We start from the raw sequence: 13,077 nt of genomic DNA, 5'->3' as shown, positions 1-13,077 counted from the left end.
TTAAGCAGTGCAGGGCAATCTTGCGTTTCGCGCGAAATTTCTTACCACGAAACCCGGCGTCGGCATCACTGCAGGACGTCGACGCAAACGTTCTCTTTTCCCTGAAGTTACCACCGAACCCGGCGATTAACCATAAGGTAAAACGGGTCATCACATTAGCTTATGACCAAAAAACGCTAAAAAGCCTACAGAGTTATTCACTGGCAAAATGCGATTTACCCCGCATAAAATTAACTTAAATTTCACAATATTTAGCACAGGCTGATATTTCCTGCGGAAAAACGCGCCTATTTTCCGTCATGAAAAAAATGCGACATTAGATAATATAATGCGAAAAGAGGCGTGAAATTAGAATATTTCAAACGAGGGAAACATCCCGGCACAAAGGCCGGGAGAGGAAAGTGTGATGGGGGTCTAATTTAACGTTTTGTGCTTAACGCAGCCACTCGGGGAGATCGTTTAAGCCCATCGCCTGACGCAGAAGTTGTGGTTTAACGCCGGGAAGCGTGTCCGCCAGTTTCAGACCAACGTCGCGCAGCAGTTTTTTCGCCGGATTGTTTCCGGCAAACAGCTCGCGAAAGCCCTGCATCCCCGCCAGCATCATCGCCGCGCTGTGTTTACGACTGCGCTCGTAACGTCGCAGATAAAGATGCTGACCAATATCCTTGCCCTGGCGGTGCAGACGACGCAGTTCGTCGATAAGTTCTGCGGCATCCATAAAGCCCAGATTGACGCCCTGCCCGGCCAGCGGGTGAATGGTGTGCGCCGCGTCGCCTACCAGCGCCATTCGGTGCGAGGCAAACTGGCGCGCATAGCGCCCGGTCAGCGGGAACAGCTGGCGCTCACTTTCAAGCGAGCACAGTCCGAGACGGTTATCAAAAGCCATGCACAGCGCCTGATTGAACTCCTCAGGGGTGGCGGCTTCCATCTGCTGCGCCTTTTCCGGCACCAGCGACCAGACGATAGAGCAAAGATGCGGATCGCTTAACGGCAGAAACGCCAGGATACCATCGTTGTGGAAAATCTGCCGCGCCACGCCGCCGTGTGGCTCAGTCGTGCGGATCGTCGCTACCAGCGCGTGGTGGCGGTAATCCCAGAAGGTCAGCGGGATATCGGCTTTATTGCGCAGCCACGAGTTGGCACCATCGGCGCCCACCACCAGCCGCGCGGTCAGCATGTCGCCGCTTTGCAGGGTCAGAAAGGCTTCGTTTTCGCCCCAGGCAATCTGCTGAATTTGAGCGGGAGCCATCAGCGTGACGTCTGAACAGGCTTGCGCTTTGCGCCACAGGGCGTGGTGGATCACCGCATTCTCGACGATGTGGCCGAGATGGCTGTATCCCATGCTTTCATCGTCAAAGGCGATATGGCCGAAGCTGTCTTTGTCCCACACTTCCATGCCGTGATAGCAGCTGGCGCGAAACGCCGTGATATCAGACCAGACGCCAAGATGGGCTAACAGCTTTTCACTGGCGGCGTTGATGGCCGACACGCGAAGCTCTGGCGGTGCGTCCTGCGAAACAGGTTGCGGCGGTTTATTCTCAAGCACCGCCACGCGCAGGCCACTGCCCTGTAAACCGCAGGCCAGGGCCAGCCCCACCATTCCGCCGCCAACAATGGCAACATCAACATTCTGCACTTAGTAACTCCTTAACGAGCGACCCAACCGAGGGTTCGCTGCGCCAGCACGTCGCGTGCCGGAATGAATAGTTCCATCGCCATCAGCCCCGCGTTGCGCCCGGCTACCAGCGGCGCCCAGCGATTCGCGAACAGATGCACCAGACCGTCGGTCACGCCGATGGTGGCCTCTTTATCTGCCTGACGGCGTTTCTGATACTGACAAAGCACGGAATACGCGCCGCAATCTTCACTGTCCTGCCATGCCTGCGCCAGCGTTTCCGCCAGGCTCATGACGTCGCGTAAGCCTAAATTAAATCCTTGCCCGGCAATAGGATGCAGCGTCTGCGCCGCATTGCCGACTAACGCCAGGCGATGAGAAACTGACTGCGACGCGGTGGTCAGCGCTAACGGATACGCTGCGCGTTTTCCAGCGTGGGTGATGCGTCCTAAACGCCAGCCGAAGGCTTTTTGCAGCTCGTTGCAAAAACGCGTATCTGACCAGGCCATGACGTCATCCATCGCGTCTACTGCGTGGCACCAGACCAGCGAGCTGCGACCATCAGACATCGGCAGCATCGCCAGCGGGCCGTGTTCGGTAAAACGTTCAAAGGCGCGCCCCTGATGGGCCACTGCGGTCGAAACGTTGGCAATCACTGCCGCCTGACCGTAAGGCTGTTGCCGCCATTCGATCCCGCACTGAGTCGCCAGCGCGGAACGGGAACCGTCTGCGGCAACCAGCAATTTTCCGGCCAGCACATCGCCGTTATCCAGCGTGACGCTCACGCCCTCTGCACTGCGGGTGAAACTGGCGACGCGCGCCGGACAGTGCAACGTCACGCCAGGCGCATCCTGCAATAAACGGAACAGGCGCTGCCCGACGTCGTGCAGTTCGACCACCTGCCCGAGGGCATCAATGTGGTAATCCTGCGCATCGAGTGTGACAAAACCGGCATGGCCGCGATCGCTGACGTGAACGGTATTAATGGAGGTTGCGCACTCGGCAATTGCTTGCCAGATACCCAGCCGCGACAGGTGCTGACAGGTGCCCTGCGCCAGCGCAATCGCGCGGGAGTCAAAGCCTGGATGTTCCGTTGTCTGTGGCGCGACGGCCTCGACCAGATGAACCGGGAGCTGGCCGCGCGTCAGCTGTGAAATCGCCAGGGCGAGCGTCGCGCCCGCCATGCCGCCGCCAACGATTACCACGCTCATGCGCGTGCCGCCGCCATCAGGGCTTCGATCTCATCGGCTTTTTTAACGACAGACGCCGTCAGGTTTTCGTTGCCGCTTTCGGTGATCACAATGTCGTCTTCGATACGAATACCAATCCCGCGATATTCGGCAGGGACGTCCGCATCCGGCGCGATATACAGACCCGGTTCGACAGTTAACACCATGCCCGGCTCAAGGGTGCGCGAGCGATCTGCGCCGTAGCCTCCGACATCGTGCACATCCAGCCCCAGCCAGTGGCTGAGACCGTGCATAAAGAACGCACGATGGGCGTTGTCGGCAATCAGCTCTTCCAGGTCTCCCTTCAGAATGCCGAGTTTTACCAGACCGTTGACCATGATACGGATCACCGAACCGGTCACTTCCTGAATAGAAGTACCCGGACGGAACAGGGTCAGCGCCGTTTCCAGTGATTCGAGAACAATGTCGTAAACCGCGCGCTGTGCCGGGCTGAATTGGCCATTCACCGGGAAAGTGCGGGTGATGTCACCCGCGTAACCGCGGTATTCACATCCCGCATCGATCAGCACTAAATCGCCGTCGCGCAGTTCGCTCTCATTTTCGGTGTAATGCAGAATGCAGCCGTTTTCGCCACCGCCGACAATGGTGTTGTAGGACGGGAAACGTGCTCCGTGGCGATTGAACTCATGCAGAATTTCGCCTTCGAGCTGATACTCAAACATCCCCGGATGGCATTTTTCCATTGCACGGGTGTGGGCCAGGGCGCTGATTTCGCCCGCGCGGCGCATCACATCCAGCTCTTCCGGCGATTTAAACAGGCGCATTTCATGCACCAGCGGACGCCAGTCCGTGATGGACGCAGGCGCAGAAAGATTCTGACGCGAGCCTTTACGCAGTTTATCCAGCGCGGTAAACACCAGTTCATCGGCGTATTTGTATTCGCCCTGAGCGTGATAGACCATGTCCAGACCGTTGAGCAGTTGATAGAGCTGCTCATCGATTTCGCTAAAGGCCAGTGCGCGTTCGACGCCGAGTTTTTCCGGCGCGGCGTCTTGCCCTAAGCGGCGGCCAAACCAGATTTCGGCGGTGAGATCGCGAACACGGTTAAAGAGAACGCTGTGGTTGTGGGTGTCATCGCTTTTAATCAGCACCAGCACCGCTTCTGGCTCGTTAAACCCGGTGAAGTACCAGAAATCGCTGCTCTGGCGATAAGGATATTCGCTGTCGTTGCTGCGCGTGGCTTCCGGTGCGGCAAAAATCAGTGCCGCGCTGCCCGGTTGCATGTTGGCTAACAGCGCCTGACGGCGGCGAAGATACTCCTGCTGAGTCATGACACCCTCCTGTGCGTTCTTTTTGTTAATGTAAGGTCGGTTTGCGTACTTCCGGTGCTGTCAGCTGCGAGCGAGTAAAGGTGTCGTGACATAACAATGCTGCCACGCGAACGTACTCGATAATCTCTTCAACGGACATTTCCAGCTCTTCCTGGTCTTCGTCTTCGTCGTAGCCCAGCTGGGCGATATTGCGCAGATCGTCGATGGCCTCACCCGCTTCACCGGTCACTTTATCAAGTTTCGGCTGCGTGACGCCGAGGCCCAGCAGATAGTGGTTTACCCAGCCCGCCAGCGCATCGGCGCGATCAAAGACGCTAACATCGTCGCCATCAGGCAGATAAAGCTGAAAAAGGAAACCGTCATCCTCCAGAGAGTCGCTGGTCGCCGAGTGCATTTTGCGCAGCGCTTCCGCCAGTTCGTGACCAAAGGCCAGGCCTTCGTTCGTCAGGTCGTGAAGCAGCGGCTGCCAAGAGCTGTCGCTGTTTCCGCCGCACAGCATGCCACTGATCAGACCGTGCATTTCAGCAGGGGTCAAACCCACGCCCTGCTGGTTAAGTAACTGGCTTACTTCGTTGTAACCAGGCATTTCGTTCTGTATAGACATGCGCATTCGTCATCGTTGGGAGGAATATTCATGATATGCTACCACTTTGGACACTGGAGATACCAGAAAAGGGCTTGTATCTTCATATCATGGTAGCTATAGTGTCGCCCCTTCGCAGCCCCCAGGGCCGTGAGCGAAGGTCGCGCAGTCAATCAGCAGGAAGGTGGCATGTCTGCACAACCCGTCGATCTCCAGATTTTTGGCCGTTCGCTGCGAGTGAATTGTCCGCCTGAGCAAAGAGATGCTTTGAGCCAGGCTGCGGACGATTTGAATCAGCGGTTGCAAGATCTAAAAGAACGCACTAGAGTCACAAATACTGAGCAGTTGGTTTTCATCGCCGCGTTGAACATCAGCTATGAATTAACTCAGGAAAAAGCGAAGACCCGCGACTACGCGGCGAGCATGGAGCAACGCATTAAAATGCTCCAGCAGACCATCGAACAAGCGTTGCTTGATCAGGGTCGCACTCCCGAAAGACCGGGACAAAAGTTTGAATAACACTTTGCAGTTGACTATGGTAGAGTGACTGTGAAGACAAAATTTCTCTGAGATGTTCGCAAGCGGGCCAGTCCCCTGAGCCGATATTTCATACCACAAGAATGTGGCGCTCCATGGTCGGTGAGCATGCTCGGTTCGTCCGAGAAGCCTTAAGACTATGACGACACATTCACCTTGAACCAAGGGTTCAAGGGTTACAGCCTGCGGCGGCATCTCGGAGATTCCCCTTCTTTACTACCTTCAAGCATCATGACTCAATTTCCTGAAGTCCCTGCTTCCCGACAAGACATCCGTCAGCTAATCCGTAAAACTCGTCGAGCGCTTTCGCCCGAACAACAAGCTCATTTCGCACAAACTGCTGCCGCCCGTATGATGGCCTATCCGCCCGTCGTGATGGCGCGTACGGTTGCCCTGTTTCTGTCGTTTGATGGTGAGCTTGATACCCAACCGCTGCTCGAACAACTCTGGCGCGCCGGAAAAAAAGTCTATTTGCCGGTGCTGCACCCGTTCAGTCCGGGCAATCTGCTGTTCTTGCACTACCATCCGCACAGCGAACTGGTGGTGAACCGCCTGAAAATCACCGAACCTAAACTCGATGTGCGCGACGTTCTGCCCTTGCAGGATTTAGACGTGCTGATTACGCCACTGGTGGCTTTTGATGAGAGCGGTCAGCGTCTGGGGATGGGCGGCGGATTTTACGATCGCACGCTGCAGAACTGGCAGCAGTACGGTGTGCAGCCGGTGGGTTATGCCCATGATTGTCAGGGTGTAAAAGCGCTGCCGGTGGAGAAATGGGATATTCCGCTGCCTGCGGTAGTGACGCCATCGAAAGTGTGGGAGTGGTGAAATAATAAAGCCGGGTGGCGGCTACGCCTTACCCGGCCTACAAAGCCACGATTAACCTGTAGGTCGGGAAAGCGACAGCGCCACCCGACACATCAAACCGCAGAATTAGTACAACAGACGCGCGCGAATCGTGCCTGGAATCGCCTTCATGCTCAGCAGCGCTTTCTCCGCCACATCGTCATCCGCTTCGATATCAATCACCACGTAGCCCATCTGCGAGTTGGTTTGCAGGTACTGCGCGGCAATGTTGACGCTCTGCTCGGCGAAAATCTGGTTAATCGCCGTCAACACGCCAGGACGGTTCTCGTGGATGTGCAGCAGACGACGACCGCCGTGCAGCGGCAGAGACACTTCCGGGAAGTTCACCGCAGACAGCGTAGAACCGTTATCGGAATATTTGCTCAGTTTGCCCGCCACTTCCAGACCGATGTTTTCCTGCGCTTCCTGAGTCGAGCCGCCAATGTGCGGCGTCAGGATCACGTTGTCGAATTCACACAGCGGAGAGGTGAACGGATCGGTGTTGGTCGCCGGCTCCGTCGGGAAGACGTCGATAGCCGCGCCCGCCAGATGCTTACTGCGCAGGGCCTCGCACAGGGCAGGAATATCTACCACCGTACCGCGCGCGGCGTTGATCAGCAGCGAACCCGGCTTCATCAGCGCCAGCTCTTCTGCACCCATCATGTTTTTGGTAGAGGCGTTTTCTGGCACATGCAGGCTTACCACATCGCTCATGTTGAGCAGATCGGACAGATGCTGAACCTGGGTCGCATTACCCAGCGGCAGTTTGTTTTCGATATCGTAGAAGAAGACGTTCATCCCGAGAGATTCCGCCAGAATACCGAGCTGCGTACCGATATGGCCGTAGCCGATGATCCCCAGCTTTTTACCGCGCGCTTCAAACGAGCCAGAGGCCAGTTTGTTCCACACGCCACGGTGGGCTTTGGCGTTGGCTTCAGGAATGCCGCGCAGCAGGAGCAGCAACTCGCCAATCACTAACTCCGCCACGGAACGGGTGTTGGAGAACGGCGCGTTAAAGACCGGTACGCCGCGTTTGGCCGCCGCATTCAGATCCACCTGGTTGGTCCCGATGCAGAAACAACCGATCGCCACCAGCTTCTCCGCGCAGGCAATAACGTCTTCAGTCAGATGGGTACGGGATCGCAGGCCGATAAAGTGGGCATCACGGATGGATTCTTTCAGCTGCTCTGTGTCCAGCGCGCCTTTGTGGAATTCGATGTTGGTGTAACCTGCTGCACGAAGGTTATCCAGTGCTTTCTGATGCACCCCTTCGACGAGCAGAAACTTAATCTTGTCTTTTTCCAGTGATACCTTTGCCATTTACCCGACCCTGTTTTGTCTGAACTGATGTTGTGCTGGATTTAAATCCGCTCTAGCCAACATATCAAAAAAAACTATTGCAGCAATATGAACGTTTGCGTCGGCACTCTGAAGAAAAGTCATCCAGAGCGAAATGTCAGAGGAAAATGCTGTGGTTAATCAGGAAAGCGGCAGGATCGTCAGATCAGGCGAAAAAACGTGACACAAGTCACCGAATTTGGCTTTTGAAAAATATTTAGCGGGGGGAGTGCTCCCCCCGTCAGATCATTTTACGATGGTTTTCACGCCATCGGCGGTGCCGATAAGCGCCACATCCGCGCCACGGTTGGCGAAAAGCCCTACGGTCACGACGCCTGGGATCGCGTTAATGGCATTTTCCATTGCTACCGCGTCCAGAATTTCCAGATTGTGAACGTCGAGGATCACGTTACCGTTGTCCGTCACGACGCCCTGACGGTATTCCGGGCGACCACCCAGCTTCACCAACTGGCGAGCGACTGCGCTGCGCGCCATCGGGATCACTTCTACCGGCAGTGGGAAACTGCCCAGGATATCCACCTGTTTTGAAGAATCCGCGATACAGATAAACTTATCCGCCACGGAAGCAATGATCTTCTCGCGCGTAAGCGCCGCGCCGCCGCCTTTGATCATCTGCATATGGCCGTTGATCTCATCGGCACCATCAACGTAAATCCCCAGACGATCCACTTCGTTCAGATCGAAGACAGTAATGCCGAGGCTTTTCAGCTTTTCCGTGGAGGCATCAGAGCTGGATACCGCGCCCTCGATCTGCCCTTTCATCGTACCGAGCGCATCAATAAAGTGTGCGGCGGTCGAGCCAGTCCCTACACCAACAATAGTGTCGGGTTGTACGTACTGGAGAGCGGCCCATCCTACTGCTTTTTTCAGTTCATCCTGCGTCATGATCTTTTGCCTGTGGTGTGAAAACTCAGGGCGCATTATAGAACAGGCAGGCGGGGAATGTCCCTGTGACCGGTGTCACATTAACGAGCAAAGCTCTGACAGATCCGATGTGGTCGGAATTGGTCTGTCACAAAGGTAAATTTGTGTCATAGTGCAGAATCAGCAAAATTCAGGAGTACTGCCCCGCAATGAAACGTCCGGACTACAGAACACTACAGGCGCTTGATGCCGTCATTCGTGAACGAGGTTTTGAGCGCGCGGCGCAAAAGCTGTGCATCACTCAATCCGCCGTGTCACAGCGAATCAAACAGCTTGAAAATATGTTCGGACAACCGCTGCTGGTACGTACGGTTCCGCCACGTCCGACGGAGCAAGGGCAGAAGCTGCTCGCCCTGCTGCGTCAGGTTGAGCTACTGGAAGAAGAGTGGCTGGGCGATGAACAGACTGGCTCCACACCATTGCTGCTGTCGCTGGCGGTGAACGCCGACAGTCTGGCAACCTGGCTGCTGCCTGCTCTTTCCACTGTTCTGGCTGACTCACCGATTCGCCTCAACTTGCAGGTGGAAGATGAAACCCGTACTCAGGAGCGTCTGCGTCGCGGCGAAGTGGTGGGTGCCGTCAGTATCCAGCCGCAGGCATTGCCAAGCTGTCTGGTCGATCAACTGGGTGCGCTCGATTATCTGTTCGTTGGCTCAAAAGAGTTCGCCGACAAGTATTTCCCGAATGGTGTCACCCGCGCCGCGCTGCTGAAAGCGCCCGCTGTGGCGTTCGACCATCTCGACGATATGCATCAGGCATTTTTACAGCAGAACTTCGACCTGCCGCCGGGCAGCGTGCCGTGTCATATCGTGAACTCGTCGGAAGCCTTCGTGCAGCTTGCGCGTCAGGGAACCACCTGCTGCATGATTCCGCATTTGCAGATTGAGAAAGAGTTGAAGAGCGGTGAGCTTATCGACTTAACGCCGGGGCTGTATCAGCGTCGGATGTTGTACTGGCACCGATTTGCGCCGGAAAGCCGCATGATGCGCAACGTCACCGATGCACTGCTGGCTTACGGCCATAAGGTGTTAAGGCAGGATTAAAAAAAAGCCGGGCTTCCCCGGCTTTTTCATTATTGTTGTGCAGGTGCTGGTGCCGTTTGCTGGCCCTGTGCAGGCTCAAGCTGGAACACCACATCAACCTGATCGTCGAACTGAATGGTCGGCTGCTCGTAGGTTTCCTGTGCGGAAGCCGGTGCAGCATCCGCCTTCATCATACGAACCATCGGGCTTGGCTGATAGTTAGAGACGTGGTAGCGCACGCTATACACAGGGCCGAGCTTCGATTTGAAGCCAGATGCCAGTTGCTCAGCCTGACGCACGGCATCGTCAATCGCCGCTTTACGCGCTTCGTCTTTGTATTTCTCTGGTTGCGCAACGCCCAGCGACACGGAACGGATTTCGTTCAGCCCCGCTTTCAGCGCGCCATCTAACAACGAGTTCAGCTTGTCCAGCTGACGCAGCGTGACTTCAACGGTACGCACCGCGCGGTAACCTTTCAGAATACTTTTGCCATTCTGATAGTCGTAATCCGGCTGAGTGCGCAGATTCGCGGAGTTAATGTCCTTTTTCGCAACGCCGTTCTGCTCAAGGAAAGAGAGATATTGCGCAACGCGATCGTCAGCCTGTTTCTTAGCTGACGCCGCATCTTTTGCCGCGACGTTCACTTCAATCGCCAGCGTTGCAACATCGGGAACCGCATCCACGCTTGCGGTACCGGAAGTGACAATGTGCGGACCATTTGGCAATTCGTTTGCCTGTACCGACACTGCGCTTAAACCTACTAATGCCGCCAGGGCCATCACTTTAAACTTCACTGTTATTCCTCCATGTTGCGAAGTGCCCACCGAAGGGCGCATGCCAGCAAGCTTAGCGCGTCTGTTTCAGTTGTCCATAAGACAACGCTTAGTTGAACAATACCTGCACGTGATTAATCCCCTCTTTCGCCAGCTGGGAGGCGATAATCCACATCACCACACCGACCAGAGTATTAATGATTCGCTGTGCTTTGGCAGTACGTAAACGCGGAGCGAGCCAGGCGGCCAGGATCGCCAGACCGAAGAACCACAGGAAAGACGCGCTTACCGTTCCCAGAGCAAACCAGCGTTTGGGTTCAACATCGAGTTGACCGCCGAGGCTGCCCAGCACCACAAAAGTATCCAGGTAGACGTGCGGATTAAGCCAGGTCACCGCCAGCATGGTGGCAATAATCTTCCAGCGCCCCTGCTTCATCACTTCGGCGCTGGCCAGTTCGAGATTACTGCTCATGGCAGTTTTCAGTGCGCCGAAACCGTACCACAGCAGGAATGCCACTCCGCCCCAGGTCACCAGCGCCAGCAGCCAGGGGGATTGCATCAGCAGTGCGCTGCCGCCAAAAATCCCGGCGCAAATCAGCACTAAATCGCTGACGGCGCAGAGCATCGCAATCATTAAATGATATTGACGGCGAATCCCCTGGTTCATGACGAATGCATTCTGAGGACCGAGCGGAAGGATCATGGCTGCGCCAAGCACAAGACCTTGAAAATAATAAGATAACATGGAAAATAATCTCACAGGATTGTCGTTACGGCAGACTATACTGCGAGATCTTCATTAGAGGAAATTGATAATTTTAATCCCTAATAAGTATGGCTAATAGTAGCGGATTGGGATTCCGACAAACGTTTTCATTGAGGATTTAGCGTATGCTGGAGGTACCAGCAACCGTACCAAAGGAATGGATATGAAGCATAACGCGAAGGCTTTACTCTTCTGTGCCGGATGGGTCGTTGCCAGTGTGTGGGCCGCCACCGCCAGCGCGACCACAACGTTGCGCTATACGGATCATGAACCGTACGGAAACATGCGCACCCGGCTCATCAAAGAGACCTTTTTTAGAGCGATTGAGACCGAATCGATCGGCCGCCTGAAAATCGAGGCGCACTGGAACGGCGAGCTCTCCACCAGCTATGACGCCTTGAAGACGATTAGCCGGGGCGATGTCGCGGATATCGGGATTGTAGTTCCCGAATACACGCCAGACCTGCTCCCGCGACACCAGATTTTCAAGAGCTTCCCTCTCGGGCCCGCCAGCGGTAATGCGCAGGTGGCGACGTTTCGGCGCATTTTCAGTGAGTATCGCCAGTTCGACAACGAGCTGGAAAAAAATAACCTCGTTAACCTGCAATTTTTCCTCGGCTATCCGGTCGGTTTTTTTACCACCCAACCCAACGTCAAACTGGATCAGCTGAACGGCAGCAAATGGCGAACTGCCAGCTTTTGGCATCAGTCATTTTTACGCAACGCGGGTGGCGTGCCGGTGAGTATGCCGTGGAATGACAAAATCACCGACGCGCTGGCAGAGGGGCAACTTGATGGCCTGATGGTTAACCTCGACAGCGGGCACGATATTCATGCCGAGCGTGCAGCTCCGCATATTCAGCTCTCCCCTTCCCTGTGGCTCGGGCACGTTTATCTTCTGGTGATGAATAAAACGGTGTGGGATGGTCTCGACGTGAAGGATCGCGGTGCCATCAAACGGGCAGCCGCCGCGACGCAAAGACGTCTCGGGGCAGCGCAAGACGCGAATCTGCTTGAGATGGTAAACCAGATGAAAAAAGATGGCGCATCCATTCACTACCTGACGAATCAGGAGCTGGAAGCCTGGCAAACCGCCACCGGATATCAGCAGATTCAGGCTGAATGGGTGACTCAGCAGGAAGATAAAGGGATAACGGATGCGGGCCTGCTGATGAAGGGTGTCAGCACCATTGTTAACGACGTCATAAGATAAAAAAACGCCCACCGGGTTCTCCCAGCGGGCGTTGTCTTTCCGGGCGGATTTACTCGCTCGCGTTTTCTTTCACACGCTTGAAGTTCACGTCCATCTGCGGATACGGGAAGCTGATACCGTTGGCATCAAACTCACGTTTAATACGCTCCAGCACGTCCCAGTAAACGTTCTGCAGGTCACCGCTTTTGCTCCAGATGCGCACCACGAAATTGATCGACGACGCCCCCAGCTCATTCAGACGCACGGTCATTTCGCGGTCTTTGATGATGCGCTCATCCGACTCAATGATGCGGGTGAGCAGCGCTTTAACCTGATCAATATCAGAATCGTATGCGACGCTAATCAACAGTTCGTTGCGACGTACCGGCTCGCGGGAGAAGTTAATAATATTCCCGGCGATAATTTTCCCGTTTGGCACCACCACAATACGGCCATCAACGGTGCGCAGGGTGGTGGAGAAAATCTGCACCTGCAGTACGGTTCCGGCAATGCCACCTAAATCAACATATTCACCGGAGCGGAACGGACGGAAGGTCACCAGCAGCACGCCTGCCGCCAGGTTTGAGAGAGAACCCTGCAGGGCCAGACCGATAGCCAGACCGGCAGCACCGAGTACTGCGATGACGGAAGCCGTCTGCACTCCGACGCGTCCCAGCGCAGCAATAAGCGTAAAGGCAATAATGCCGTAGCGCACCAGCGCAGAGAGGAAATCGGCTACCGTGGCGTCAATCTGACGCGCACGCATCACGCGGTTGATCGCATTGGACACCACGCGTGCCACGATCATCCCGACGATAATAATCGCAATTGCTGCCACGATGTTTACCGCATAACTCAGCAGTAGCGCCTGGTTGCGCACCAGCCAGGTGCCTGCGTTATTAATGCCATCTACTACACCGAGATCATCCATTCATTCTT

13 protein-coding genes and 1 other RNA gene are annotated in these 13,077 nt (G+C 55.4%); 5 read left to right on the top strand and 9 right to left on the bottom strand.

The window, feature by feature from the left end; all coding sequences use genetic code 11:
- Positions 1-433: 433 nt before the first annotated feature.
- The 4 genes from ubiI to JBO43_RS15350 are packed head-to-tail and all read right to left on the bottom strand — an operon-like array spanning position 434 to position 4,740.
- Positions 434-1,636, bottom strand: coding sequence for an FAD-dependent 2-octaprenylphenol hydroxylase (ubiI, locus tag JBO43_RS15365; RefSeq protein ID WP_202674660.1), 1,203 nt, complete (start codon positions 1,634-1,636; stop codon positions 434-436).
- 11 nt (positions 1,637-1,647) lie between these two features.
- Positions 1,648-2,826, bottom strand: coding sequence for a 2-octaprenyl-6-methoxyphenyl hydroxylase (gene ubiH, locus JBO43_RS15360; protein WP_202674659.1), 1,179 nt, complete (start codon positions 2,824-2,826; stop codon positions 1,648-1,650).
- Positions 2,823-4,136 carry a Xaa-Pro aminopeptidase gene (gene pepP / locus JBO43_RS15355; protein WP_103949186.1) on the bottom strand — a complete coding sequence of 438 codons (1,314 nt, stop codon included), beginning with the start codon at positions 4,134-4,136 and terminating at the stop codon, positions 2,823-2,825. The genes ubiH and pepP overlap by 4 nt, the downstream gene beginning before the upstream one ends.
- 25 nt (positions 4,137-4,161) lie before the next feature.
- Positions 4,162-4,740: a YecA/YgfB family protein gene (locus JBO43_RS15350; RefSeq protein ID WP_133159632.1), complete on the bottom strand. Its 579-nt coding sequence runs from the start codon at positions 4,738-4,740 to the stop codon at positions 4,162-4,164.
- Positions 4,741-4,908: 168 nt separating this feature from the next.
- On the opposite strand from JBO43_RS15350, the gene zapA reads away from it, so the two are divergent.
- The 3 genes from zapA to JBO43_RS15335 all read left to right on the top strand — a co-directional run bounded on the left by zapA (position 4,909) and on the right by JBO43_RS15335 (position 6,084).
- Positions 4,909-5,238, top strand: a complete 330-nt coding sequence (gene zapA, locus JBO43_RS15345; RefSeq protein ID WP_015960320.1) for a cell division protein ZapA — start codon at positions 4,909-4,911, stop codon at positions 5,236-5,238.
- A 41-nt stretch (positions 5,239-5,279) separates the two neighbouring features.
- Positions 5,280-5,463: non-coding RNA, 6S RNA (gene ssrS / locus JBO43_RS15340), on the top strand.
- 24 nt (positions 5,464-5,487) lie between these two features.
- The gene (locus tag JBO43_RS15335) at positions 5,488-6,084 is read left to right on the top strand and encodes a 5-formyltetrahydrofolate cyclo-ligase (protein WP_202674658.1); all 597 of its coding nucleotides are present in this window, start codon (positions 5,488-5,490) and stop codon (positions 6,082-6,084) included.
- Between the two features lie 105 nt (positions 6,085-6,189).
- Here JBO43_RS15335 and serA read toward each other — a convergent pair whose 3' ends face one another.
- Together serA and rpiA are read right to left on the bottom strand one after the other, a co-directional pair.
- Positions 6,190-7,422: a phosphoglycerate dehydrogenase gene (serA, locus tag JBO43_RS15330; RefSeq protein ID WP_095283274.1), complete on the bottom strand. Its 1,233-nt coding sequence runs from the start codon at positions 7,420-7,422 to the stop codon at positions 6,190-6,192.
- A 264-nt stretch (positions 7,423-7,686) separates the two neighbouring features.
- Positions 7,687-8,346: a ribose-5-phosphate isomerase RpiA gene (rpiA, locus tag JBO43_RS15325; protein WP_202674657.1), complete on the bottom strand. Its 660-nt coding sequence runs from the start codon at positions 8,344-8,346 to the stop codon at positions 7,687-7,689.
- A 188-nt stretch (positions 8,347-8,534) separates the two neighbouring features.
- Between rpiA and argP the strand changes: the two genes are divergently transcribed.
- Entirely contained in the window at positions 8,535-9,428 is an 894-nt protein-coding gene (argP, locus tag JBO43_RS15320) for a DNA-binding transcriptional regulator ArgP (protein ID WP_095283276.1), read from the top strand.
- Between the two features lie 29 nt (positions 9,429-9,457).
- Here the strand turns inward: argP and JBO43_RS15315 are convergent, their stop codons facing one another.
- Together JBO43_RS15315 and argO are read right to left on the bottom strand one after the other, a co-directional pair.
- Positions 9,458-10,201 carry an oxidative stress defense protein gene (locus JBO43_RS15315; RefSeq protein ID WP_103946629.1) on the bottom strand — a complete coding sequence of 248 codons (744 nt, stop codon included), beginning with the start codon at positions 10,199-10,201 and terminating at the stop codon, positions 9,458-9,460.
- Positions 10,202-10,289: 88 nt separating this feature from the next.
- Positions 10,290-10,925, bottom strand: coding sequence for an arginine exporter ArgO (gene argO / locus JBO43_RS15310; RefSeq protein ID WP_095283278.1), 636 nt, complete (start codon positions 10,923-10,925; stop codon positions 10,290-10,292).
- Positions 10,926-11,109: 184 nt separating this feature from the next.
- Here argO and dctP point away from each other — a divergent pair, with 184 nt between their 5' ends.
- Positions 11,110-12,159, top strand: coding sequence for a TRAP transporter substrate-binding protein DctP (gene dctP / locus JBO43_RS15305; RefSeq protein ID WP_202674656.1), 1,050 nt, complete (start codon positions 11,110-11,112; stop codon positions 12,157-12,159).
- Positions 12,160-12,208: 49 nt separating this feature from the next.
- Here the strand turns inward: dctP and JBO43_RS15300 are convergent, their stop codons facing one another.
- Positions 12,209-13,069, bottom strand: a complete 861-nt coding sequence (locus JBO43_RS15300; protein WP_095283280.1) for a small-conductance mechanosensitive channel MscS — start codon at positions 13,067-13,069, stop codon at positions 12,209-12,211.
- Positions 13,070-13,077 lie beyond the last annotated feature (8 nt).

It is taken from the genome of Lelliottia jeotgali (assembly GCF_016771845.1).
In the GTDB taxonomy this organism is placed as follows: Bacteria; Pseudomonadota; Gammaproteobacteria; order Enterobacterales; family Enterobacteriaceae; genus Enterobacter; species Enterobacter jeotgali.
The sequence above is the reverse complement of the archived record's forward strand: the minus strand, read 5'-3'. Positions and strand labels throughout refer to the sequence as shown.

Excerpts from the sequence above, each read along its gene's own strand:
- JBO43_RS15335 (WP_202674658.1), top strand. The coding sequence starts at position 5,488 with ATGACTCAATTTCCTGAAGTCCCTGCTTCCCGACAAGACATCCGTCAG.
- dctP (WP_202674656.1), top strand. The coding sequence starts at position 11,110 with ATGAAGCATAACGCGAAGGCTTTACTCTTCTGTGCCGGATGGGTCGTT.
- zapA (WP_015960320.1), top strand. The coding sequence starts at position 4,909 with ATGTCTGCACAACCCGTCGATCTCCAGATTTTTGGCCGTTCGCTGCGA.
- argP (WP_095283276.1), top strand. The coding sequence starts at position 8,535 with ATGAAACGTCCGGACTACAGAACACTACAGGCGCTTGATGCCGTCATT.
- pepP (WP_103949186.1), bottom strand. The coding sequence starts at position 4,136 with ATGACTCAGCAGGAGTATCTTCGCCGCCGTCAGGCGCTGTTAGCCAAC.
- argO (WP_095283278.1), bottom strand. The coding sequence starts at position 10,925 with ATGTTATCTTATTATTTTCAAGGTCTTGTGCTTGGCGCAGCCATGATC.
- ubiH (WP_202674659.1), bottom strand. The coding sequence starts at position 2,826 with ATGAGCGTGGTAATCGTTGGCGGCGGCATGGCGGGCGCGACGCTCGCC.
- rpiA (WP_202674657.1), bottom strand. The coding sequence starts at position 8,346 with ATGACGCAGGATGAACTGAAAAAAGCAGTAGGATGGGCCGCTCTCCAG.
- JBO43_RS15300 (WP_095283280.1), bottom strand. The coding sequence starts at position 13,069 with ATGGATGATCTCGGTGTAGTAGATGGCATTAATAACGCAGGCACCTGG.
- JBO43_RS15350 (WP_133159632.1), bottom strand. The coding sequence starts at position 4,740 with ATGTCTATACAGAACGAAATGCCTGGTTACAACGAAGTAAGCCAGTTA.
- serA (WP_095283274.1), bottom strand. The coding sequence starts at position 7,422 with ATGGCAAAGGTATCACTGGAAAAAGACAAGATTAAGTTTCTGCTCGTC.